The organism is Streptomyces sp. 2A115, assembly GCF_052245575.1.
Lineage (GTDB): Bacteria > Actinomycetota > Actinomycetes > Streptomycetales > Streptomycetaceae > Streptomyces.
In genome coordinates this window covers 293670-317156 of sequence record NZ_JBQQCG010000003.1, presented here as the reverse complement: position 1 = coordinate 317156, position 23487 = coordinate 293670, and the positions used below count along the sequence as shown (strand labels likewise).

The 23487-nt window shown below is 70.2% G+C and carries 24 protein-coding genes and 1 tRNA gene; 17 read left to right on the top strand and 8 right to left on the bottom strand.

All coding sequences use genetic code 11. The annotated features are described in order from the left end of the window. Position 1: 1 nt before the first annotated feature. From ACTWQR_RS04585 to ACTWQR_RS04575, 3 genes are all read right to left on the bottom strand, one after another. Positions 2–1879 carry a copper resistance CopC/CopD family protein gene (locus ACTWQR_RS04585; RefSeq protein ID WP_443225553.1) on the bottom strand — a complete coding sequence of 626 codons (1878 nt, stop codon included), beginning with the start codon at positions 1877–1879 and terminating at the stop codon, positions 2–4. 186 nt (positions 1880–2065) lie between these two features. After that, positions 2066–2905, bottom strand: a complete 840-nt coding sequence (locus tag ACTWQR_RS04580; protein ID WP_443225552.1) for an SDR family NAD(P)-dependent oxidoreductase — start codon at positions 2903–2905, stop codon at positions 2066–2068. Beyond that, a complete protein-coding gene (locus ACTWQR_RS04575; protein WP_443225585.1) occupies positions 2902–3381 on the bottom strand; it encodes a cupin domain-containing protein in 480 nt (159 codons plus the stop codon). The genes ACTWQR_RS04580 and ACTWQR_RS04575 overlap by 4 nt, the downstream gene beginning before the upstream one ends. Before the next feature lie 278 nt (positions 3382–3659). Here ACTWQR_RS04575 and ACTWQR_RS04570 point away from each other — a divergent pair, with 278 nt between their 5' ends. The 4 genes from ACTWQR_RS04570 to ACTWQR_RS04555 all read left to right on the top strand — a co-directional run bounded on the left by ACTWQR_RS04570 (position 3660) and on the right by ACTWQR_RS04555 (position 6477). Beyond that, on the top strand, positions 3660–4259 hold the full coding sequence (locus ACTWQR_RS04570) for an HhH-GPD-type base excision DNA repair protein (RefSeq protein ID WP_443225551.1): 600 nt from the start codon (positions 3660–3662) through the stop codon (positions 4257–4259). A 134-nt stretch (positions 4260–4393) separates the two neighbouring features. Next, positions 4394–5056, top strand: a complete 663-nt coding sequence (locus ACTWQR_RS04565; RefSeq protein ID WP_443225550.1) for an HdeD family acid-resistance protein — start codon at positions 4394–4396, stop codon at positions 5054–5056. Between the two features lie 306 nt (positions 5057–5362). Further along, positions 5363–5659, top strand: a complete 297-nt coding sequence (locus ACTWQR_RS04560; RefSeq protein ID WP_003999914.1) for a type II toxin-antitoxin system VapB family antitoxin — start codon at positions 5363–5365, stop codon at positions 5657–5659. A 176-nt stretch (positions 5660–5835) separates the two neighbouring features. Continuing rightward, positions 5836–6477: a LytR C-terminal domain-containing protein gene (locus ACTWQR_RS04555; protein ID WP_443225549.1), complete on the top strand. Its 642-nt coding sequence runs from the start codon at positions 5836–5838 to the stop codon at positions 6475–6477. Positions 6478–6506: 29 nt separating this feature from the next. Here the strand turns inward: ACTWQR_RS04555 and upp are convergent, their stop codons facing one another. Beyond that, positions 6507–7142, bottom strand: coding sequence for a uracil phosphoribosyltransferase (upp, locus tag ACTWQR_RS04550; RefSeq protein ID WP_443225548.1), 636 nt, complete (start codon positions 7140–7142; stop codon positions 6507–6509). A 285-nt stretch (positions 7143–7427) separates the two neighbouring features. On the opposite strand from upp, the gene ACTWQR_RS04545 reads away from it, so the two are divergent. From ACTWQR_RS04545 to ACTWQR_RS04505, 9 genes are all read left to right on the top strand, one after another. Then, on the top strand, positions 7428–7790 hold the full coding sequence (locus ACTWQR_RS04545; protein WP_443225547.1) for a hypothetical protein: 363 nt from the start codon (positions 7428–7430) through the stop codon (positions 7788–7790). Between the two features lie 467 nt (positions 7791–8257). Further along, complete coding sequence (locus tag ACTWQR_RS04540; RefSeq protein WP_443225584.1) at positions 8258–8809, top strand: tRNA adenosine deaminase-associated protein; 552 nt, start codon at positions 8258–8260, stop codon at positions 8807–8809. 47 nt (positions 8810–8856) lie between these two features. Further along, a complete protein-coding gene (gene tadA / locus ACTWQR_RS04535) occupies positions 8857–9288 on the top strand; it encodes a tRNA adenosine(34) deaminase TadA (RefSeq protein WP_443225546.1) in 432 nt (143 codons plus the stop codon). A 100-nt stretch (positions 9289–9388) separates the two neighbouring features. Next, a tRNA-Ser gene (locus ACTWQR_RS04530) sits at positions 9389–9473 on the top strand. A 188-nt stretch (positions 9474–9661) separates the two neighbouring features. Continuing rightward, positions 9662–9841, top strand: coding sequence for a hypothetical protein (locus ACTWQR_RS04525; RefSeq protein WP_443225545.1), 180 nt, complete (start codon positions 9662–9664; stop codon positions 9839–9841). A gap of 53 nt (positions 9842–9894) precedes the next feature. Beyond that, positions 9895–10188, top strand: a complete 294-nt coding sequence (locus ACTWQR_RS04520; RefSeq protein WP_443225544.1) for a Dabb family protein — start codon at positions 9895–9897, stop codon at positions 10186–10188. A gap of 377 nt (positions 10189–10565) precedes the next feature. Beyond that, positions 10566–11441, top strand: coding sequence for an RNA polymerase sigma factor SigF (locus ACTWQR_RS04515; RefSeq protein WP_443225543.1), 876 nt, complete (start codon positions 10566–10568; stop codon positions 11439–11441). Positions 11442–11685: 244 nt separating this feature from the next. Continuing rightward, complete coding sequence (locus tag ACTWQR_RS04510; RefSeq protein WP_443225542.1) at positions 11686–12615, top strand: RNA polymerase sigma factor SigF; 930 nt, start codon at positions 11686–11688, stop codon at positions 12613–12615. 203 nt (positions 12616–12818) lie between these two features. Beyond that, positions 12819–13463 carry a hypothetical protein gene (locus ACTWQR_RS04505; protein ID WP_443225541.1) on the top strand — a complete coding sequence of 215 codons (645 nt, stop codon included), beginning with the start codon at positions 12819–12821 and terminating at the stop codon, positions 13461–13463. A gap of 78 nt (positions 13464–13541) precedes the next feature. On the opposite strand, the gene ACTWQR_RS04500 is transcribed toward ACTWQR_RS04505, so the two are convergent. Further along, positions 13542–13733: a hypothetical protein gene (locus ACTWQR_RS04500; RefSeq protein WP_443225540.1), complete on the bottom strand. Its 192-nt coding sequence runs from the start codon at positions 13731–13733 to the stop codon at positions 13542–13544. A gap of 273 nt (positions 13734–14006) precedes the next feature. Between ACTWQR_RS04500 and ACTWQR_RS04495 the strand changes: the two genes are divergently transcribed. From ACTWQR_RS04495 to ACTWQR_RS04480, 4 genes are all read left to right on the top strand, one after another. Next, positions 14007–14555, top strand: coding sequence for a MarR family winged helix-turn-helix transcriptional regulator (locus tag ACTWQR_RS04495; RefSeq protein ID WP_443225539.1), 549 nt, complete (start codon positions 14007–14009; stop codon positions 14553–14555). Between the two features lie 29 nt (positions 14556–14584). Beyond that, on the top strand, positions 14585–17155 hold the full coding sequence (locus ACTWQR_RS04490) for an MFS transporter (protein ID WP_443225538.1): 2571 nt from the start codon (positions 14585–14587) through the stop codon (positions 17153–17155). 117 nt (positions 17156–17272) lie between these two features. Continuing rightward, positions 17273–18094: a YceI family protein gene (locus ACTWQR_RS04485; protein ID WP_443225537.1), complete on the top strand. Its 822-nt coding sequence runs from the start codon at positions 17273–17275 to the stop codon at positions 18092–18094. 66 nt (positions 18095–18160) lie between these two features. Beyond that, complete coding sequence (locus ACTWQR_RS04480; RefSeq protein ID WP_443225536.1) at positions 18161–18631, top strand: PPOX class F420-dependent oxidoreductase; 471 nt, start codon at positions 18161–18163, stop codon at positions 18629–18631. Positions 18632–18767: 136 nt separating this feature from the next. On the opposite strand, the gene ACTWQR_RS04475 is transcribed toward ACTWQR_RS04480, so the two are convergent. From ACTWQR_RS04475 to ACTWQR_RS04465, 3 genes are all read right to left on the bottom strand, one after another. Then, positions 18768–19547 (bottom strand): TetR/AcrR family transcriptional regulator, encoded by a 780-nt coding sequence (locus tag ACTWQR_RS04475; protein ID WP_443225535.1) that lies wholly within the window; start codon positions 19545–19547, stop codon positions 18768–18770. 331 nt (positions 19548–19878) lie between these two features. Further along, positions 19879–22077, bottom strand: a complete 2199-nt coding sequence (locus ACTWQR_RS04470) for an ArnT family glycosyltransferase (protein ID WP_443225534.1) — start codon at positions 22075–22077, stop codon at positions 19879–19881. Then, positions 22074–23477 (bottom strand): glycosyltransferase, encoded by a 1404-nt coding sequence (locus tag ACTWQR_RS04465; protein WP_443225533.1) that lies wholly within the window; start codon positions 23475–23477, stop codon positions 22074–22076. The genes ACTWQR_RS04470 and ACTWQR_RS04465 overlap by 4 nt, the downstream gene beginning before the upstream one ends. Positions 23478–23487: the final 10 nt, after the last annotated feature.

Sequence of the window (23487 nt, the reverse complement as noted above, 5' to 3'; positions counted from 1 at the left end):
CTCAGCGGGCGATCTTCACCGGCCTCGACACCGTCACCTGGTCGATCTCCGACGTGCGGATGGTCACCTTCATCGTCCACGTGCCGGGGAGGGGGAGATCGAGCGACTGCGTGCCCCAATAGCCGCCCTTGTCGGTGAGTCGGGCGTCGAGGGGGCCGATCTTCTGGGACGGGAGGGTGAAGGTGAGGCGGATCTCGGGGACCGTGGCGATGCCGCCGTCGGGGCCGAAGACGACCGCCTGGACCGTGTTCTCGCCGACGCGGCCGGGTTCCAGGACGAGCTGGACCTTGCCCTGGCCGTTGGGGGTGCCGACGTCGAAGGGGATCAGGGTCGTGGAGGCGGTGCGGCCGGCGGTCTCGGAGGTCTCGGTCGCTGTCGCCGTCTCCGCCTCGGCCCGGCCCGGCTGGGTGCCGGTGAGCATGGTCGTGATGACCAGGACCGCCACGCCGACGAGGACTTCGGCGAGGACGGAGCGGCGTAGGGCCCGGTGGTGGGGGCCGGTTCCGCCGCCGGGTTCCGGGTCGGGCTCGGTCGGGGGAGGCGTGGAGTCTCCGGTGCCGGTATCCGTGCCCGTATCCGCGCCCGTGTCGATACCGGTGCCCGTATCCGTGCTCGTGTCCATACCGGTGCCCGTACGCGCCGCTCCCACCGTCTCCAGCACCGGTACCCTCAACGGCCGTTCCGCTCCTGCCAGTTCGGTCGTCCAGCGGCGCGAGTAACCCGCCGCCGCCAGCAACAGCACCACCGCGCACACCTTGGCGGCCAGGAGCCTGCCGTACGACGTGCCGAACACCGCGTCCCACGAACCGAGTCCCCGCCACGACTGGTAGACACCGGTCAGCACCAGGACCGTCACCGAGACGAACGCGAGGCGCGAGAAGCGGGTCACGGCAGCGGCCGAGAGTCGGGTCTTCGACCGTTGGAGCGTGGTGAGCAGTGCGGCGAGGCCGCCCAGCCAGACCGCCATCGCCAGCAGGTGCAGTACGGAGGAGGCGATCGCCGCCGGGACCTGGATCCCCGCGGAGGCGTGCTCGGCGGCGGCCCAGGTGCCCGCCAGGCCCACGGCGAGAAGCCCGCCAACCGCGAGAACGGCGGGCTTCGGGGCCACGTCCGCCCGTACGCCCCGTACGCCCCGTACGAGGAAGACCGCGGCCCCCGTGAGCAGCACCAGCCGGGCCAGCAGGGCCCAACCCGGCCTGCTGGTCAGCGTGTTCTGGAGGAGGGGGAGGTCGAAGAGGGTGGCGGGGCCGGTTCCGCGGGCGTACGGGCCGCGCAGGAAGAGGAGCGCGACCGTGGACAGGAGGAGGGTCCACCAGCCGGTGCGGAGCAGGGTGCGGAGGGGCGCGACGGTGGGCGGGCGGCACGCGAGGACGAAGGTGGCCACGCCGATGAGCAGGGCGACGGCGGCGTACGCGGCGTAGCGGGCGATGTCGTAGAGCGCGCCCGAGGCGGGGTTCACGGCCGGCTCGACGGGGACGACGGCCGTCGTCTCGGAGGGTTCGCCGATGGAGAAGGTGAAGGCGCCGGAGATGGGGTGGCTGTCCGCCGAGACCACGCGCCAGGCCACGGTGAACGTGCCGTCGGGCAGGTCGTCGCGGAGCCGTACGCGCGCCGTGTCCGAGCGGCCGGAGACGTGCGTCGTGTCGCCCGCGTTCACCCGGCGGTTGTCGGGGTCGAGGACGCGGAGCGAGTCGTCGGAGAGGCCGACCGACTCGGTGAAGATCAGAGTGACCTGCTTCGGGGCGGACTTGAGGACGGTTCCCTCACGGGGGTCGGTGTCGCGCAGGGCCGAGTGGGCGGACACGGAGCCCGCGCCGCCGAGCAGGAACAGCGTGCCCAGCAGGGCGACGAGGGCCACCGCCCGGCGCGGCGCCGACACCCGAAGTACGCGAAGTACTCGTTGTGGCAGGTGTATTCGGCGGACTCGGCGGACTCGGCCCACGTCGCCTCTCCCTCTCCTCGTGCCCTCTCCCGTGCACCTTCGCTCTGCCTGTTCGGGAGTACGGATGTACGCGGCACCTCGCTCAATGCCGCCCGCACCCATCGCGCCCGGTCAGGGGCACGCTCACCACGTCGGTCGTGCCGACACCCCTCCGTCCACGACCAGGTCGTGTCCCGTGATCCACGAGGCCATCGGCGAGGCGAGGAACACACAGGCGTCGCCCACGTCCTCCGGGTGCCCCAACCTTCCGGCCGGAACGGCCTGTTGCCAGCGGCGTACGCCGTCCGGCCAGGCCTGCGCCAGGCCCTCGCGGTCGATCAGCCCCGGAGAGACGGTGTTGACGCGGATGCCGTAGGGACCGTACTCCAGCGCCGCCGAGCGCGCGTGCATGACGACGGCCGCCTTGGACGCGGAGTAGTGGGCGTGCAGGGGCGCGGGGTGTGTGGCCTCGATGGAGGCGATGTGGGTGACGCTGCCCACAGGCCCGCCGACCGCACCCCCCTCAGCTCTCTGACCCCTTTCACCGCTCCCGTCACGCATGCCACGCATCACGTCCGCCGCCGCCTGCGTACACGCGAACACGCTCGACACGTTGGCGTCGACCACCGCCCGCCAGTCGTCGACCGTCATCCCGGGCAGCTCCTGAACCGGCTGTACGCCCGCGTTGTTGACCAGGGCCGTGAGCACACCACCGCCCCAGTCGGCCGCCTCGCGCACCACGCGCCGGCACTCGGACTCCACGGTCAGATCTGCCCGCAGGGCCACCGCGCGCCCGCCCGAGCCGGCGATGAGACCGACGACGTCGTGCGCCGCCTCCTCGTTCGTGCGGTAGTGAACGGCCACCGCCGCCCCCGCCTGCGCGAACCGCAGCGCGATCCCCCGTCCGATGCCACCGCCGGCCCCGGTCACCAGCGCCACCTGCCCGTCGAGCAGCCCGCCGCCGACACCGCTCACCGCGCTCACGGACGGCTCAGCGCGGCGATGCGCGCGGCCTCCGCCGGGTAGCGGGCGGTGAGTTCCGCCGCGTCGCCGTGCTCGTACCCGCCGTACGTGAATCCCGGCGCCATCGTGCACCCGAAGAACGACCAGGCCCCGTCCCCGGCGACCCGCGCGCCCATCCAGGTGCCGGCGGGCACGGTCAACTGGAGATGCTGGCCGCCGACGACGTCGGGGCCGAGAACGCCCGTACGGGACGTGCCGTCGGGGGACAGCAGCAGCATCTCCAGGGGATCTCCCAGGTAGAAGTGCCAGGTCTCGTCGGACGGGAGCCGGTGCAGCGCCGAGAAGTCACCGGGTTCCGAGGTCAGCAGGACCACGATCGCGGTCCCCTCGGGGCGGCCGTCGGGCCGTTCCGGGCCCGCCCAGGTCTGGCGGAAGCGACCGCCTTCCCTGGGGATGGGCTCCAACTGGTAGTGGGCGGCCAGGGCTTCTGGAGTGATGTGATGGACCACCTACCGACCATGCCCCACGAGGAGTCGTCGATGCGTCATCCCGGTCCGGACGCGCGGCACGGCACACGGGACGCCGCGCGTCTCGCCGAGCGCCGCACCGCCTTCGGGAACGTATCCACGTCCCGGCGACGCCCCTCGGTTCCGGCATCGGCGGCCGGTAGGAGCTGTCGGTGCCGAAGCAGCGGGTGAGCGCGTTGGGGTACTGGCGGGAGAGCTGAGCCGCGTGCGTTCGTGCGGGAGTGTGTGACTGGGGCGATCATCGGGGTATGAACGTGACCCTTCACCTCGCTCAGCAGCCCGAGGCCGACGAACTCCTCGGGCGCAGTCCGCTGGCCGCGCTCGTCGGAATGCTGCTGGACCAGCAGATTCCGATGGAGTGGGCGTTCTCGGGCCCGTACGCGATCGCCCAGCGGCTCGGCACGGATGATCTCGACGCGCACGAGATCGCGACGTACGACCCCGAGGCCTTCGCCGCACTCCTCGCCACGAGGCCCGCGGTGCACCGCTATCCCGGTTCGATGGCCAAGCGGATCCAACAGCTGTGCCAGTACCTCGTCGAGCACTACACCGGGAACGCGGCGGCGGTCTGGGAAGGCGTGGAGACAGGCGACGAACTCCTCCGCCGCCTCAAGGACCTCCCCGGCTTCGGTCCCCAGAAGGCCCAGATCTTCCTCGCCCTCCTCGGCAAACAACTCGGCGCCCGCCCTCAGGGCTGGCGCGAGGCCGCCGGCCCGTACGGCGAACCGAAGTCCTTCCGCTCGGTCGCGGACATCACCGGCCCGGAGTCACTGGCGAAGGTGCGGGCCCACAAACAGGAGATGAAGGCGGCGGCCAAGGCGGCGAAGTCCTCCGGCAAGTCGGTGTGAGGAGGCCTCCGGCAGGCCCCGGGGGAGTAGGGCTCAGGGCAAGAGGGCTCCCGTCGGCCCGCTCCCTTCTCCCCCGGCAACTCGCCTGGCTGTCCCGAGTGGCAGGGGGGTCGGTGGCGGACTGAGCATGGGGCATGGCCGAGGTACCGAGCGGGGCCCCGTGGGGGCCGGAATACGACGACCGGCGAGTCCACGCGGCCCGCGACCCCCACCGGCCGGACCGGCTCGACGGGCCTGAAGGCCCCCTGCGTCTCCTCGCGCGTGCTGCCTGGCAGGCTGTACTGGTGGCCGGGATCGCGGCACTGGCGCTCGGGATCATGGTCCTGGTCTGGCCGAAGGCGACGCTGCTCGCCGCGGGCGTGCTCTTCGGGCTCTACCTGGTCTTCAGCGGCGTACTCCAACTGGTCTCCGCCTTCGGTACGCACGCGGCGACGTCCCTGCGCGTCATGGCCTTCATCAGCGGAGCGCTGTCGATCCTGCTGGGCCTCTTCTGCTTCCGCGGGGCCATGCAGTCGATCCTGCTGCTGGCGTTGTGGATCGGCATCGGCTGGCTGTTCCGCGGCGTCACACAGACACTGGCCGCCGCGTCCGACCCCTCGGTACCCGCCCGTGGCTGGCAGATCCTCCTCGGCGTCCTCAGTTTCCTCGCCGGCGTCGTCCTGATCGTCTCGCCCTTCGAGTCGGTAGCGGTCCTGACCCTCGTCGGCGGCTGCTGGCTGCTCGCCCTCGGAATCACCGAGATCATCACGGCCGCACAGCTGCGGAAGCGGGCGCGGTACGCTCCGCGGTCGCTCTGAAGCGGATACGCCGGGGCTCTGCTTTTGTGGCGCGGTTCCCCGCGGGCCCGAAGTCGTCACGTGTCGCCGTCGCGTGTCGCCGTCGCATGTCGGCGTCACGTGACGTCCTCACGTGACGTCCTCGCTCCTAGCTGTTCGTGGCATTTCGACCCATCAATCCCGTTTGGCCCGACTCTGCATCCGAACCGATCATGAACAGGCGATCTCGAAGAATCACCGGTTTGCCCGTATTTGCTCCATCATTTCCAGCGGTGCACTCCGCCGTCATGGCTGCGCCCGGAAGCTCTTGGCCGGTAGGCTTTCCGTGTGATCTTCAAGCGCATCGGAAACGGCCGGCCGTACCCCGACCACGGCCGGGAAAGCACCCGGCAGTGGGCGGATGTCGCGCCGCGCCCGGTCCGCCTCGATCAGTTGGTGACGACCAAGGGCCAGCTCGACCTGGAAACGCTGCTCGCCGAGGACTCCACGTTCTACGGCGACCTCTTCGCGCACGTCGTGAAGTGGCAGGGCGACCTGTACCTGGAGGACGGCCTGCACCGCGCGGTCCGCGCCGCGCTCCAGCAGCGCCAGGTACTCCACGCCCGCGTCCTGGAACTCGACTGATTTTTTGGAGCTCGGTTCGCCTCCGGGGCGCAGAAGCCTGTGTCGAGACCCTTCGGCTCACTCACTGAAGACAATCGACCCCTCATCATGCGGCCGTTGCCCCTTTCGGGTTGGACTGAGCGCCCGGCAATGATCATCTAGTAGGCATCGTCGCCCAAGCGCACTACGCTGCGCCCATGAGCATGCTGACTCCCCCTGGCATGGGCGGCCAGTACAAAATCACGGGGGACAAGTACCCACGGATGCGCAGAAACCGGGGGCGCCGCAGGATCGTGCTCGCGGTCGTCGCCTCTGTCGCCGCGCTCGGACTGATCGGCTGGGGAACGCTGCAGCTCATCGACGTCTTCACGGGCAACGGCGACAACGCCTCGGCGGCAAGCCGGGCAGCGGACTGCACGGCCTCTCCCTCGCCGTCCGCGACCCCGGTCAAAGCCGTGCCCAAGCCCGGCCAGATCACCGTGAACGTCCTCAACGCCACGCCCCGCAGCGGCCTCGCCAAGAGCACCGCGGACGAGCTGAAGAAGCGCGGCTTCAAGGTCGGTGAGGTCGGCAACGCGACGAAGGCGTACGACAAGAAGGTCAAGAGCACCGGGATACTGCTCGGCGCCAAGACGGCCGCCGACACCGCGCTGCCCGTCCTCGGCACCCAGCTCCCCGGCGCCCAGCTGAAGACCGACGGCCGTACGAAGCCCGCCGAGGTCGACCTCATCCTCGGCACCGCCTTCAAGGCGCTGACGAAGAAGGAGGACGCCGACAAGGCCCTGACCACCCTGGCCAAGCCCGCGCCGACGCCCTCAGAGACGAAGCAGAGCTGCTGAACAGCCCCCGTTGGAAGCCGTAAGGGAAGCTACTCAGCAGCCCCGTACAGCCGGTCCCCCGCGTCTCCGAGGCCCGGCACGATGTAGCCGTGCTCGTTGAGGCGCTCGTCGACCGACGCGGTCACGACCGTCACCGGTGTGCCCGCGAGCTCGCGCTCCATGACCTCGACGCCCTCGGGCGCGGCTAGGAGCACCACGGCCGTCACGTCGTCGGCGCCGCGCTTGATCAGCTCGCGGATCGCCGCGACGAGGGTGCCGCCGGTGGCGAGCATCGGGTCGAGTACGTACACCTGGCGGCCGGAGAGGTCCTCCGGCATGCGGGTCGCGTACGTGGACGCCTGGAGCGTCTCCTCGTCGCGGACCATGCCCATGAAGCCCACCTCGGCGGTCGGCAGCAGGCGCATCATCCCGTCGAGCATGCCGAGTCCGGCCCGCAGGATCGGTACGACGAGGGGGCGCGGGTGGGACAGCTTGACGCCCGTGGTCCCGGCCACCGGGGTCACGATGTCGACCTGCTCGGTGCGCACGTCCCGGGTGGCCTCGTAGGCGAGCAGGGTGACCAGCTCGTCGGCGAGTCGCCGGAAGGTCGCGGAGTCGGTGCGGCGGTCGCGCAGCGTGGTGAGCTTATGAGCGACCAGAGGGTGGTCGACGACGTGGAGACGCATGCGGCAAGCGTATCGGGGCCCTCATCAGTCGCGCGCTGGCATCAAACCGCCCGTCAGGGGGAAAGTGGGAGGGACGGACTGGGGTGGTGACCTATGCGGCACGCGAACTCGGAAGACCGTCCCCGGTGGGGCCCCACCGACCGGCCCACGCGCCGGGAATCACCCGGCGGACCTGAATCGCGGAAGACCACCGGAGGGCTCACACCGGGAGAAGCGCGCGGCGGCATCAACCCGCGGGAGGCGCGCGAAGGACTCGCCCCGCGCGAAGCCTCCGGCGCCCCGCCCATGCCACGCGAGGCTTCCGGCGGCGCCCCCGGACATCGGGACACCGGCCTGGCCCCGAGCGCAGGTCCGGGCCCGGACCTGCGGGAAACCAACGCCAAGGGCCCCGCCCCCCGCGACACGCCCCGCCCCGCGTCCGCACGGCAAGAGCCCCGCCGAGCCCGTGAGCGGCCGGCCCCGGCCCCCGGCCCACAGGCATCCGCCGGAGCCGCCCCACCGGAAACCGACGCCGAGCGGCGCCGCAGGCGGGCCCAGTTCCTGCGGGAACTCACGGAGGCACGCGAGCTGCGCGACCGCGTGCAGCCGCGCCGCGCCAAGGCCGCCCGGCTGCGCCACGCCATGCGTATGCGCACATTCCGCTGGTAGTCGCGAGTACGCGGACCCCCCCCTGCCCCGCGACGCGCCGACAGTCTGCGCACGACCTCAAGACCCACTCACCCACCCACCACCCAGGGGCACGCAGCCACCACGCCCCCGTCGAAACCCCCGTCCAGGCGACACCACGCACCCCATCGGAACCCTCGCACAGCCCACGCAAGCCAACCCACCGGCATCCCTTCGGAAAGCCGCGTACGAACCGGAGGTCATCGCGGCGTACGATCCCGCTGTCGGCGGGTGCTGAGCGCCCAGGTGAGGCCATGCGGTGGCGTGACACGCGCTCCACGCGTCCGGTCGCGGAGACGCGACCGGGACACAGCGAGCCGAAGACCTCTCCTGATCGCTCTGTTTCTGCCACGATTCCGAGTGGGCGGGGCTCGGAGCAGCACTCCCGCCCACAACCTCCGCCGGGGGGACCCCCAACCGGCACGCCTATGACCAGTGGGAGAGTCACGGTGTACTTCGCCGCACTGCTCGCGCGCACCGAAGACGGGTGGGAAGCGAGCGACACAGAGCTCGACGATGTGGAGACCCTGTCGGATCTGACCGACCTGGCCCGTGAGGCTTCGACCGAAGACGACACGGTGCTCGTACTCATCGAGCAGGAGGACGCGTGGTTCGGCGTCGTCCGCGTGGACGGCGAGGAGGACCCTCGTATCTACGTTTCGGACGCCTCTGCCGCTGCCCGCAGCTCGTACGGCGAGATCCTGCTCACGGACGAACTACTCGGAAGGGACCCGGGCGACGACGACGTCGCCGACCTGGACTCCCTCGACCTCGACGGCACGGAGGACGGTGAACCCGAGGAGGACGAGGCCGACGACGATGACGACGTCGGCGCCCCCGCCACGGGCGAGGCCGTGCCGTCCGGACCCATCGGAGACCGCGAGGTCCTCGCCGACCTCGGCGTGGACGAGAAGGAACTGCTGGCCCTGGGAAGCAACGACGCGCTCAACGAGATCGCCGAGGTCCTGGGAGCGGCGGAGGTCCTGGAGACCGTCCGCTGAGCACCCAGGAGGATCGGGATCCCATACGCGACCGCTGGCGGGCCGCGATGCGACTCGCCCTGGACGAGGCCGAACTCGCCCTCCGGGGCGGGGATGTCCCCGTCGGCGCCGTCGTGCTGTCCGCGGACGGCACGACGGTGCTCGCCACCGGGCACAACGAGCGTGAGGCGACCGGCGATCCGACCGCGCACGCCGAGGTGCTCGCCATCCGCCGGGCCGCCGCGAAGGCCGGGGAATGGCGGCTGGGCGGCTGCACGCTCGTCGTCACGCTCGAACCCTGCACGATGTGCGCGGGCGCGATCGTGCAGTCCCGCGTGGACCGCGTCGTCTACGGCGCCCGCGACGAGAAGGCCGGCGCGGCCGGTTCCCTCTGGGACGTCGTACGCGACCGGCGGCTCAACCACCGGCCGGAGGTGATCGCCGGCGTGCTCGACGAGGAGTGCGCCCGGCTGCTCACGGATTTCTTCCGCGACCGCTGAACCGTCGTCCCCCACACCGTCGGCCCGACACAGTCGGCCACACATCGTCGGCCGTATATCGATTTCGGAGCACGGCCCAACGTGGGCTAGGATCTCTCCCGGTAGCGTGTCCGAGCGGCCGAAGGAGCTCGCCTCGAAAGCGAGTGTGGCGCAAGTCACCGAGGGTTCAAATCCCTCCGCTACCGCTTCGGAAGGGCCCCGTCGAGAGACGGGGCCCTTCGTGCGTTCCACCCCAAGCCGCCGCGAAAGGTCACAAGCCACCGCAGGCCACGCTCGGCGGTGCTCGAAAAGATCGTCGGACAAGTGCTCGGGTTACACTCGCCGCCGGCAACAGGGGTCCCAACAGGCGTGGTAGCTACCGAGGGAGGCCGCGATGGCGGTGAATTCGAAGATGATCGCCGTCTTTGTGCTCGTGGTCTTCGCGCTGTATGTGATCATCACCGACCCCGCCAAGGCCGCCGACTACGTCCAGATAGGGTTCGAGGGCATTTCGAGTGCCGCTCAGTCCGTCGGTGACTTCATGACGTGGATCGCCAACGGGGCCAAGGACTAGCGCCAGGCTGGAGCCGAGGGCGAGCGGTCGCCGCCGACTCCCCGGGAGTGCCCGTGATCCGCCATCTGGTCCTCTTCAAGCTCAACGAAGGCGTCGAGCGCGACGACCCGCGCGTCGTCGAGGGCGTCGCCCGCTTCCGCGCGCTCGGCGGGCAGGTCCCCGAGCTGAGGTTCTGGGAGTGCGAGTGGAACATCACCGACCGCCCCATCGCCTACGACTTCGCGATCAACTCGGCGGTCGAGGACACGGACGCGCTCAAGCGGTACCTCGAGCACCCGGCGCACCAGGCGGGCGTCGCGCTGTGGCGAGAGTTCGCCACGTGGGTGATCGCCGACTACGAGTTCTGAGCCGGGCCGAGCCGGGCCCCGCACTCAGTCCTGGATCCTCCCCAGCCCTTTCCCGGCTCTTCCCAGCCCCTCGCCCGAACCGCGGGGGGCTGTTTCGCGTCCTGGGCCACGCCTCCAGGCTGCATCTCCAGCTCCCCTTCGGCTCTCCTCCAGATCCCCTCCAGCCGAACTCGCGTCCAATTCGCGTACAACTCACGCTCAACACGACGCTATGCGGTGCTTGCACACAGTGCACATGTCTTGTGATGCTATGACCGCTTTTGACCGATGAGTTGACGCATTTGATCTGACGGACTTTTTTGACGGACCCAGAGGTGGAGTTGACCGTGCCGGCCAGTACTGCGCCTCAAGCACCGCCCCAGCAGAAGCCACACGAGATGCCCCGGGAGAAACCGCAGGAGACATCCCAGGAGACCCCGCAGGAGAAGCCACAAGCGCTCGAAAGACTCGATGGGCCCGACGAGGCCCAGGAGCCCGGCCCGCAGCGGCGACGCGGGGCCGACACCCGTGCGCTGACGCAGGTGCTCTTCGGCGAGCTCAAGCGCCTCGAGCCGGGCAGCCCCCAGCACGGCCGGGTGCGGGCCGCGCTGATCGAGGCGAACCTCCCGCTCGCCCGGTACGCCGCCGCCCGCTTCCGCAGCCGCAACGAGCCCATGGAGGACGTCGTCCAGGTCGGGACCATCGGGCTGATCAACGCGATCGACCGGTTCGACCCGGACCGCGGCGTGCAGTTCCCGACGTTCGCGATGCCGACCGTCGTCGGCGAGATCAAGCGGTACTTCCGCGACAACGTCCGCACGGTCCACGTACCCCGTCGGCTGCACGAGCTGTGGGTGCAGGTGAACAGCGCCACGGAGGACCTGACGACGGACTTCGGACGCGTACCCACCACCGGTGAGATCGCCGAGCGGCTGAAGATCACCGAGGAGGAGGTCCTGGCCTGCATCGAGGCCGGACGCTCGTACCACGCGACCTCGCTGGAGGCCGCCCAGGAGGGCGACGGGCTGCCGGGGCTCCTCGACCGGCTCGGCTATGAGGACCCGGCGCTGGACGGCGTGGAGCACCGGGACCTCGTACGGCACCTGCTCGTTCAACTGCCCGAACGGGAGCAGCGAATTCTGCTGCTGCGCTACTACAGCAACCTGACGCAGTCCCAGATCAGTGCCGAACTGGGTGTCTCCCAGATGCATGTGTCAAGGCTGCTCGCCCGCAGCTTCGCCCGGCTGCGATCCGCAAACAGGATCGAGGCGTAGCTCGCGAGAGCGAATCGCCTCTAAGGCCATTTCCCGACAGTTCTGCGTCAAAAAACAGCCAGACCCCCTTTATCCAGGGCCTATTCACCTCTTCCGTGTCGACATGTCACTACATCGTGTTGCCGACGTGTGACATTCTTCCGGTGACGCGTTTGCCGCAGCCCCACCTCCGGTATTCAGGTGGAGGCTGCGTTCCTTCGACGGGAGCGGCCGCCGCGACCGTCCGCGACCCAAAGGGGGTGGCATGTCCGCAGACCAGGGCAGCTCGAAGGTGCTCACGCTCACGAAGAGCGAACCGGCGCCCGACGCGCTTCACAGTGTCGTTGTTGATGGACTGGCCGTTCCGGCCCCGGACCTCCCGGCCCCAGATCTCCCGGCTCCGGAAGCCCCGGCCTTCACCCCGACGTCGGAAGCCATCGACACCCGCACCCTGTCCCGCTCCCTGTTCCTGCGGCTCGCCGCACTCGACGCGAACAGCCCCGAGCGTGCCTACGTACGAGACACACTCATCGAGCTCAACCTCCCGCTGGTGCGTTACGCGTCCGCCCGTTTCCGGTCGCGCAACGAGCCGATGGAGGACATCGTCCAGGTCGGCACGATCGGCCTGATCAAGGCGATCGACCGCTTCGACTGCGAGCGCGGGGTGGAGTTCCCGACGTTCGCGATGCCGACGATCGTGGGCGAGATCAAGCGGTTCTTCCGGGACACGTCATGGTCGGTGCGCGTGCCGCGCCGCCTCCAGGAGCTGCGGCTCGCGCTGACGAAGGCCAGCGACGAGCTCTCGCAGAAGCTGGACCGCTCGCCCACGGTCGCCGAACTCGCGGTCGTGCTGGGCGTGTCCGAGGAGGACGTCGTCGACGGCCTCGCGGTCGGCAACGCGTACACGGCCTCGTCGCTGGACTCGCCGGCCCCCGAGGACGACGGCGGCGAGGGCTCCCTCGCGGACCGCCTCGGGTACGAGGACACGGCGCTGGACGGCGTCGAGTACCGCGAGTCCCTGAAGCCCCTGCTCGCCAAGCTCCCGCCCCGCGAGCGACAGATCATCATGCTCCGCTTCTTCGCGAACATGACGCAGTCTCAGATCGGCGAGGAGGTCGGCATCTCCCAGATGCACGTCTCCCGGCTGCTGACGCGGACGCTGTCCCAGCTGCGGGAGGGCCTGATCTCCGACTGAGGACTCCACTGAACCCTCCACGGAGGACTCCACTGAACCCTCCTCGGAGGATTCCACGGATGACTCCGCGGAGGGTTCATAATTGACGGGTCGTCAGCCACACTGGCGCGATGCGTCGACGGTTGAGCCGAGAGTCGATACGTGGTCGCCGAGGTGCCCTTGGGGGCGCCTCGGCGGCTGTCGTCTGTCTGAGCGCCACAGCCATGGCGCTCGCCGCCTGCGGCGCCGGGGCCGGCGAGGACGGTTACGTCGCCGTGCAGCGCCCTCCGTCCGGTGGGGCGGTGGCGCCCACGGGGGACGTGGAGTTGGTGCCGCTGGAGGGCCTGGCAGCCCCCGAGGGGCCCGGGGAGTCCCGTAGTCCGGGACCGACCGACGCCCCGGCGAGCGGGAGCGGCGCACCCGTGCCCGGGGCGGCCGCCGCACCGGGCGCCCCCGGCGGCGGTCGTACGACGTCACCGGGTGAGGGCGACTCGGGCCGTACGAGCGGGAGTTCCGGCCCTGGAGCGGCAACCGGCTCCCCTGCACGCCCCGCGGAACCCGAGCCCGCCGCGCTCTCCGTCGGCGACCCCGAGCGGGAGCCCACCGACAAGCGCTGGTGCGAGAAGGTCACCGTCGGCTTCCGCAACACCGGTGGCACGGCGGTGCGTTCGGGCACGGTGACCTTCGGGACGCACATCATCGGCGCACTCGGGATCGACTGGGCGACCGTCGAGTCGAGCGAGAAGGTTCCCGCGCCGATCGCTCCGGGCACGCGGAGAGAGAAGACCTGGACGGTGTGCGTCGACGCGTGGCGCGTACCGCTGGGCATGCGCATCGAGACGCGGGACGTGTCAGTCCGGTGGGAGTAGGGCTTCACTGTGCCCGGTACGCCGTGCCCTGGTACGCCAAAGCCCGGGCACGCGATGCCTGGTTACTCCACGCCCGGGCTACTTGAACGCGAGCCAGGCGACCACGGCCACGACCGCCACGGCCACGATCACGCCGACGATCAGGCCCACATTGGGACCCTTGGGGGCCGCCTGCTGCTGACGGCTCTGCGGGTCGTCGACGAACGCTCGGAACATCTGGGTGCTACCCGCGGGGTCGTTGGTGCCCTCGGGGCCCTGGGTGTTTGCCATGGGGCAGGACCCTAGCGAATGTTTGGGGGTCACCCAAGTGCCGGGTGCACGGGGAGGGGTTCCTGGGCGGCCCGGGAGTGCCCCGGAGGCGCCGGATCGGCTCAGTTGCCCACCGCCTGCGTCACCTGCGGGTTTACGTTCGCCAATACTTGCCTTTGCCAAGGTTTTAGGGCCGCCCCCGCCAATTTCATTTGCCTGCAACAACCAACAGTTTATATGGTTGCCTGAAGCAACGAAGACCCACGCAGGGAATCAGGCAAGCAGGGAGGTGCGATGGCCGCTCGGCGTCAGTACGAGGAGCTGGCCCGACAGCTCAGCGCCATCGGTGCTGTGAAGCGGGGCCTTGGCCGGGTCCTCCCGCAGGAGTGCCCGGCGGGGGCCGCCGCGGTGCTCACGCTGCTCGACCGGCACGGCGAGATGCGGATGAGCCGGCTCGCGGAGCTGCTCTCCATCGACATGTCCGTGACGAGCCGGCACGTGGCGCACGTCGCGGAGCTCGGCTGGATCGACCGGTCCCCCGACCCCGCCGACAAGCGGTCGCGCATCCTGCGGCTCACCCCTGCCGGACGGGACATGCTCGCCGATATCTCCGAGCGCTATATGAAGGCGCTCGCCCACTACTTGGCGGACTGGTCCGACGACGAGGTCGACCAGCTCAACGCCCTGCTCGGACGGCTGCGCGCCAGCTTCGACGACTGCCGGCCCCCAGCGCACGCATCGACCGCGACGGCCGTACCTGCGCCTGCACCCGCACCTGCGCCTGCGCCTGCGCCTGCGCCTGCGCCTGCGCCTGCCGAGCGGACCACCCGTACACCCGCATAAGCACGACGAGAAAGAAGAGAAGGAAGCCCATGGCAACATCCACACCAGCCGGTGTGCGGGCTCATGCCAAGCACGGGGGCGGAGGAGCCGCCGACGGCGCTCCCATGACGCACCGGCAGATCCTGGAAGCGCTGACCGGACTACTGCTCGGCATGTTCGTCGCGATCCTGTCGTCGACCATCGTGTCCAACGCCCTGCCCGACATCATCAACGACCTCGGCGGCGGGCAGAGCGCGTACACCTGGGTCGTGACGGCGTCGCTCCTGACGATGACCGCGTCCACCCCGCTATGGGGCAAGCTGGCGGATCTCTTCTCCAAGAAGCTCCTGGTCCAGCTGGCCCTCGTCATCTTCGTGGCCGGTTCGGCCGCGGCGGGCCTGGCCCAGAACCCTGGCATGCTCATCGCGTGCCGAGCGATCCAGGGCATTGGCATGGGCGGTCTGACCGCGCTGGCCCAGATCATCATGGCGGCGATGATCTCCCCGCGTGAGCGCGGCCGGTACAGCGGCTACCTCGGCGCCACCTTCGCCACCGCAATGGTCGGCGGCCCGCTGATCGGCGGTGTCATCACCGACACCAGCTGGCTCGGCTGGCGCTGGACCTTCTACGTCGGCGTGCCCTTCGCCGTGATAGCCCTGATCGTGCTGCAGAAGACCCTGCACCTGCCGGTCCTCAAGCGTGAGGCCAAGGTCGACTGGGCCGGCGCCTTCTTCATCACCGCCGCGGTCTGCCTGCTGTTGGTCTGGGTGACCTTCGCCGGGGACAAGTACGACTGGGTGTCCACGCCGACGTACGCGATGGTCGGCGGCACGATCGCCCTTTTCGCGATCTTCGTCTTCGTCGAGACCAAGGCGCGCGAGCCGATCATCCCGCTGCGGCTGTTCCGCAACCGCACCATCACGCTGGCGTCCATCGCCGCCCTCTTCGTCGGCATCGCCATGTACGTGGGCGTCATCTTCTTCAGCCAGTACTTCCAGCTGGCCCGGGACGAGTCGCCGACCATGTCCGGCGTCATGACCATCCCGATGATCGCCGGCCTCGCCATCGCCTCGACCGTCTCCGGGCAGTTCATCTCCCGGACCGGCCGGTGGAAGGGCTGGCTGCTCGCCGGCGGTGTGCTGCTGACCGCGGGGCTCGGGCTGCTGGGCACCATCCGGTACGACACCCCGTACTGGCGCGTGTCGGTCTTCATGGCCCTGCTGGGTCTCGGCGTCGGCATGATGATGCAGAACCTTGTGCTGTGCACGCAGAACCAGGTGGAGCCCAGCGACCTGGGCGCCGCCAGCTCCACGGTGAACTTCTTCCGCTCGCTCGGCAGTGCCGTGGGCGTCTCCGCGCTCGGCGCGGTCCTGAGCCACCGGATCACGGACTACATCAAGGACGGGGCGTCCGCCCTCGACCCGAAGTACGCGTCCGCGCTCACCGGTTCCAGCACCTCCAGCAGCATCCCGGACGTCGACTCGCTGCCCGGACCGGTCCGTTCACTCGTGGAGAGCGCCTACGGCCACGGCATCGCGGACGTCTTCCTCTATGTGGCGCCGGCCGCGCTGCTCGCCCTCGTCGTCTGCCTCTTCATCAAGGAGGTGCCGCTGCGGACCAAGGGCGGACTGGCGCAGGCCGCCGAGCAGAAGGCCGGGACCCCGGTCGCGGCTCCTGCCACGGCCCCGGCTGCCACCCCGGTCGAGGAGAAGGTGCCGAGCTGGGCCGTCGCCTCCTCTTCGACTTCGGCGAAGGCCGAGCCCGAGAGCACCGCCACCGGCACCGGCACCGCCACCGGCACGCAGAGGCTCGCCGCCGTGGCCACCGTGGCCGTCGACGAGTCCACTCCCGGTGGGAACGGCGGGATTCCGGTACGCGGTTTCGTGCGCGGCGCCGAAAGCGCGCCCGTCCCCCGGGCCGCCGTCACGCTGATCTCCCTCGCGGGCCGGCAGCTGGGCCGCTCGGTCGCGCAGGGCGACGGTGCCTACGCGGTGGACGCGCCCGGCACGGGTTCGTACGTGCTGATCGCCTCCGCCGACGGGTTCCAGCCGCAGGCCTCGACGATCGTCGTGAACGGCGAGCCGGTCACGTACGACATCCTGCTGAGCGGCACGAGCGGGCTCAGCGGTGTGGTGAAGGACGCCGGCAGCGGCAAGCAGGTCGTGGGTGCCATGGTCATCGTGACCGATGTCCGCGGTGACGTGCTGGCCACCGGAACGACCGGCGAGCAGGGCGAGTTCGCCTTCGCCGAGCTGGTGCCGGGTCCCGTGACCGTCGCGGTGAACGCCGCCGGGCACCGGCCCTCGGCCCTGATGGTGGAGGTCGGCGGCACCGGGGTCACCCGGATCGAGGTCGAGCTCAGCTCCGGCGCTCACCTGCAGGGCGTCGTACGGGCACCCGGCGGGCCGCTGGGCGACGCCCGGGTCACGCTCGTCGACGCGGCGGGCAACGTGGTCGGCACCGCGACCACCGGGGCGGACGGGGCGTACGCCTTCGCCGACCTGGACAGCGGGGAGTACACGGTCATCGCGACCGGGTACCCGCCGGTGGCCACGGCGCTGACCGTCAACGGCCGCGGCGTGGACGACCACGACATCGAACTCGCCCACCCGGGCGAGTAGTTCGGACTCCGGCCCGTGGAGCGCGTCCAGAGCGAGGGCGCTTCACGGGTCGGTCCCATCATGTGTCATCGCGTGTCATCGCGTGTCATCGCGAGGAGTTACGAGGAGTTAGGTGAAATGGGACTGACCGCACGGATCCGTACGCGGGACGGCTGGGCCGTGTCGCACGCGGTCGTCACGCTGACCGACATGACGGGCACGCAGGTGGCGCGGGCCGAAGCCGACGGCGAAGGTGTCGTGCGGGACGCGACCTCCCTCGCTCCCGGTGCGTACACCGTGATCGTCACCGCGGTCGGGTACGCGCCCACCGCCTCCAGCGCGATCGTCACGGCGAGCGGCCGGGCCGAGATCGGCACCGTGACCCTCGCCCGGCAGGGCGGCACCGAGCTCCCGCCGCCCGGCCCGTGGACCATCGACCCGGCGCACTCCTCGGTGAGCGCCGTCGCCCAGCACCTGGGCATCTCCAGCGTCCACGGACGGTTCACGGAGTTCGCCGGCTCCATCGACATCGCACCCGACGAGGTGACCAAGTCCCGGGTGGAGGCGGTGATCCGCGCCGACTCGATCGACACCGGGAACGGCATGCGCGACGGGCATCTGAAGTCACCGGACTTCTTGGACGTCGAACGGCACCCGGAGATCACGTACGTCTCGACGGGCCTGACCTCGGCCGGCTCCGACCGCTGGACCCTGCACGGCGAACTGACCATGCACGGAGTCGTACGCCCCGTCGACCTCGACCTCGCCTACCTCGGCACGGGCCCCGACCCCTGGGGCGGGACGCGGGCCGCGTTCCGGGCGACGACGGAACTCCACCGCGAGGACTTCGCCATGAACTACAACCAGGTCCTCCAGGCGGGCATCGCGGCAATCGGCACGACGCTGAAGGTGGAGCTGGACGTGCAGGCGGTGCAGGGGGAGTCGCTGCCGCAGGGGTAGGCACGGACACAGGCGTAGGACCAGCCGGTCAGCCTGGTCGGGACACCAAGACTCTAGGCTGGCGCCATGGCACCCGACATCGCAACGAACACCTCCGTATCGCTGGACGACCTGCTCGACTTCGTACGCCCCCGCCACCGCGCGATCCTCCTCACCCGCCGGGCCGACGGCAGCCCCCAGGGCTCGCCCCTGACCTGCGGAGTCGACGACTCGGGACGCATCGTCGTCTCGACCTACCCGGAGCGCGCCAAGACCCGCAACGCGAAGCGGGACGAGCGGGTCAGCCTGATCGTCCTGAGCGACGAGTGGAACGGCCCCTGGGTCCAGATCGACGGCACGGCCGAGGTCATCGATCCGCCGGACTCCGTCGAGCCGCTGGTCGAGTACTACCGGAACATCGCGGGCGAACACCCGGACTGGGACGAGTACCGCGCGGCGATGCTCAAGCAGGGCAAGTCGATCATCCGGGTGACGCCGGTGAGGTGGGGACCGGTGGCGACGGGCGGCTTCCCGGCACGGCTGGCTTCACAGGAGTAGCCCAGTAAGGGGAGCGCCCCTTTTGAAGGGGCGCGGGGCTGGACATTGTGCGGCTCCGCCGCGATCGGGGGTCCCCCCGCTCGAGCGAAGCCGAGAGTGGGGAGCGACCAGCCCCCACCGACCCGCGCACAACTCACTACCCCTCGCGGAGCACCATCGCCTCGATCCCCGAAATCACCAGATCCAGCGCGAAGTGAAAGTCCCGCTCGTACATCTCCGCGACCGTCGTCCCGCCCCGGGCTTCCATGATCTCGGTGGACTCCTGAAGGACGTCATCGAGTTCGGGGGCCTGCTTGATGCTGCTCATGGCCTCCTGGAAGTACTCGTCCAGGCTCATCCCGGCTTCCGCACAGCGCAGCATGAAGTGGCCTTCGATCGTTCCGAAGCCGTACACGAACTGGAAGACCGCGGAGATGGCCCCCGTCAGCCTGTGCGTGGGCAACCCGGTCTTACGGATCACCCGCTGTACGGTGCGCGAGAAGGCGACCGAGTTCGGCCCGATGTTGAGGAACGTGCCGACGAGCGGCGACACCCAGGGATGCCGCACCAGCAGGTTCCGGTAGCCGGAGGCGATCCCACGGAGCTGGTCTCGCCAGTCCTCGCCGGGAGGCGAGTCCGGGTCCGGCAGCTCCAGTTCGCCGAAGACCGCGTCGAGGGCGAGTTCGAGGAGGTCGTCCTTCGTGTCGACGTACCAGTAGACGGACATCGCGGTGACGTTCAGCTCGGCGGCGAGCCGACGCATGGAGAACTTGGCCAGCCCCTCCGCGTCGAGCAGCCGTACCGTGACCTCGGTGATCCGGTCGCGATCGAGAGACGACGGCTGGCCGCCCCGAGCGGCCCCGCCCCGTGGGGCCTTGCCCTCCAACCAGACGCTGGTCCGCGCCGGACGCTTGGCCCGGTCGGCTGCCCTCACCATGGCGCACCTTCCTCGGAACTCTTGCGGAGAAGGCGACCCGGAATACCAGGGTCCGCCCCTCCCTGATGCTAAGCGGGCCTCACACCGACGCCGTCACCGCGGAGTCTGCCCGCTCGGCCCGTTCGGCACGCCGCAGCAACTCCGCGGCCAGCAGTCCGCCGAGGAGCACCGCCACCGCGCCCACCACGAGTGGGCTTGGGAAGGCGATGGCATGCTATACAGCGTAGAACAGGTCCTATACGCCGTATAGTGAAAAAGAAGGTGGCCCCGGGCAGGAGTGCCCGGGGCCACCGCGTTCGGAAGGAAAGCTCCACCTAGTACCGCAACGGTGCTAGCTCGTCGGCTGCGTCAGGTCGTAGAAGGTTGAGGAACCCACCGTTACCTCCTCGAAGTTCTCCTGCACCCACTCGCTGATCCGGGACGAGGTGCCGGAGCTGTCGCTGCCGCCGCCCATGCCGCCGCCGGCGATGAAGTAGTGGATCTTCCCGTCCTCCACGTACTGCTTGAACTCGGCCAGTGTCGGCGAGGGGTCGCTGCCGTTGAAGCCGCCGATCGCCATCACCGGGTCGCCGGTGGAGAGCTGGTAGCTCGCGGCGTTCTGGGCGCCGATGGCCGCGGCGGCCCAGGTGTAGTCCTCGGCGTTCTTCTCCAGCAGCGCCTTGGCCTCGGAGTCGACGGTCGCGCCGTTGAGCAGGCCGCCCATGCCGCCACCGCCTCCCGTGCCTCCGCCGTCGCCCGTACCGCCGCCTCGCTGGCTCTGGCCGTTGCCGTTCTGCTGGTTCTGGCCGGGCGTTCCGCCACCGGGGAAGCCGCCACCGTTGCCGCCGGTCGGGGGCTGCTGGGCCGTGCCGCCGCCGTTCTGCTGCGTCTGGCCGTTCTGGCCGGGCGTCCCGCCACCGGGGAAGCCACCGCCGCCACCGGGACCGCCACCCCGGCCGCCCATACCCCCCATGCCGCCCGAGACAGCCGGACCGGCCGTCACGATCGAGCCGGTGTGGGCCTCGTTCAGCGTGGTGAGGCTGTACGCCGCCGGGCCCGCGACGGCCGCGGCGAAGCTCAGTGCGACGACGCCCAGGGCGAGCCGGCGCCCGAGCCTCGAGACGAAGATCAGGCCCAGCGCGGCGACCAGGCCGCCGACCAGGACCAGCCACTTCAGCCAGGGCAGGTAGTCGGAGGAGCGGTTGAGGAGGACGTACCCCCAGACGGCGGTGGCCGTCGTCGCGGCCGCCAGGGTGAGCGAGACCCATATCCGGGAGCGCTCTTCCCACAGCACGCTCGCGCCCATGCCGATCACGGCGGCGATGTAGGGGGCCAGGGCCACGGTGTAGTAGTCGTGGAAGATGCCCTGCATATAGCTGAAGATCACCATGGTGATCAGCAGTGAGCCGCCCCAGGCGAGGAACGCGGCGCGGGCCGTGTCGGTCCTCCTGGTCTTCCGGGTGAGGACGATGCCGGCCACGAGCATGATCAGGGCCGCCGGGATCAGCCAGGAGATCTGGCCGCCGCTGGTGGAGCTGAACATCCGGTCCCAGCCGGTCTCGCCCCAGCCGCGGCCCGCACCGCCGCCGACGCTGCCGGTCTCCTCGCCGTTGATGCGGCCGAGTCCGTTGTAGCCGAAGGTCAGTTCAAGGAAGGAGTTGTTCTGCGAGCCGCCGATGTACGGGCGGGAGGAAGCGGGCCACAGTTCGACGATGGCCACCCACCAGCCGCCCGCGACGACCATCGCGAGGCCCGCGAGGAGGACCTGGCCGACGCGCTTGCGCAGGGTCGTCGGCGCGAAGACCACGTAGACGAGGGCGAGCGGCGGAAGGATCAGGAACGCCTGGAGCGTCTTCACCAGGAAGGCGAAGCCGATCGCGGCGCCCGCCCACAGCAGCCACTTCGTCTGTGCCTTCTCCATGGCGCGCAGCACGCAGTAGACCGTGACGGCCATCAGGAGCGCGAGCATCGCGTCCGGGTTGTTGAAGCGGAACATCAGCGCGGCGACGGGTGTGAGTGCGAAGACCGCCATGGTGATGAAGCCGGCCGTGGCGTTGAACCGGCGGCGCACGGCCCCGTACAGCACGCCCGCCGTGGCGACTGCCATCAGCACCTGCGGGAACAGGACGGCGAAGGAGTTCAGGCCGAGCAGCCGCACCGACAGGGCCATCGGCCACAGGGAGGCCGGGGGCTTGTCGACGGTGATGGCGTTGGCCGCGTCGAGGGAGCCGAAGAAGAAGGCCTTCCAGGACTGGCTGCCGGCCTGGACGGCCGCGGAGTAGAAGGAGTTGGCGTACCCGGAGGACGTGAGGTTCCACGTGTACAGCGCGCCGATCAGCAGCAGCGCGCCGAGGAACGCGGGGCGCGTCCAGCGGTGGTCCTCGGGGCGCCCGCGCCAGAGGCGGCGCGCGAAGGGCTGCTTGGGGCTGCCGTCGTCGGGAGCGGTGGGCTCCGCCGGAACAACCGGCTCGTGTACGGCGGTCGGGGCCGGTGGCGCCCAGGTGGGACCGTGTGTCCCTGTCCCCGAGTGGTCGTGCTGAGTCGTCGTCATCGTGCGTTCCTCGAATCGTGGTCGTTCGGGCGCACCGGCTGCATCTGCATCGTCGCGTCCCCCCAGGTGCGGTTGCGGTTGTCGTCGTACGGAGACCGAGGCGCCGTCGCGTAAACGGGCGCGGCGGAGGTGTGGGCGGCGACGGTCGAAGGCATGTCGCCGGTCCGGTCCGGGAACACCCAGGCCCGGAAGAGCAGGAACCGCAGCACGGTCGCCGCGAGGTTGGCGGCGATCAGCACCGCCAGCTCGGTGGAGTGCCCCGGGTCGGTCGTCGCCGCGTTCAGGGCGGCGAGCGAACCACTGGTGAGCGCGAGCCCGATACCGAAGACGACCAGGCCCTGCGCCTGGTGCCGGACCGCGCCGCTTCGGCCTCGTACGCCGAAGGTCAGCCGCCGGTTGGCCGCCGTGTTGGCGACCGCCGAGACGAGCAGGGCGAGCGCGTTGGCGATCTGCGAGCCCGAGAACGTACGGAAGCCGCTGTAGAGCAGCAGGTAGAACAGCGTGGACAGGGCGCCCACGACGCAGAATCCGACAAGCTGGCGGGCGAGCCCCTTCGGTACGCCGCTGATCCCGCGGTCGCGCGGGTCGTCGCCGAAGGGCCGGGCGAGCCGGTCAAGCGGGAGGGAACCGGTGGCCAGCGCACGGCCCACCCGCCAGACGCCCTTCAGGTCGTCGGTGGCCGTCCGCACGATGTGCACCGTGGAGTCCGGGTCGTCGACCCAGTCCACCGGCACCTCGTGGATGCGCAGTCCGGCCCGCTCTGCGAGGACCAGCATCTCGGTGTCGAAGAACCAGCCGGTGTCCTCGACCAGCGGCAGCAGCACCTGCGCCACATCGCGGCGGATGGCCTTGAAGCCGCACTGCGCGTCGGAGAACCGGGCCTGCAGGGAACCCCGCAGGATCAAGTTGTAGGTGCGGGAGATGAACTCCCGCTTGGCGCCCCGCACCACTCGGGAGGAGCGGGCCAGCCGGGAGCCGATCGCGAGGTCCGAGTGGCCGGAGATCAACGGGGCGACCAGCGGGAGAAGCGCGTTGAGGTCGGTGGAGAGGTCCACGTCCATGTAGGCGAGGATCGGCGCGTCGGACGTGGACCAGACGGTACGCAGCGCCCGGCCGCGTCCCTTCTGCTCCAGCCGGTAGGCCCTTACCTCGGGTATCTCCGCCTCCAGCCGCGCGGCCACCAGCGATGTGGCGTCCGTGGACGCGTTGTCCGCGATGGTGATGCGGAACGCGTACGGGAACGTGCGCGCGAGGTGATCATGCAGTCGGAGCACACACGGCTGGAGGTCCTTCTCCTCGTTGTAAACGGGGATCACTACGTCCAGGACAGGCGTACCGGCAGTTCCGGCCGGGAGGTGCTCCCGCGCCGGCAGATTGCCGGGAGAAGGTTCGGTTCGCATGACAACGACT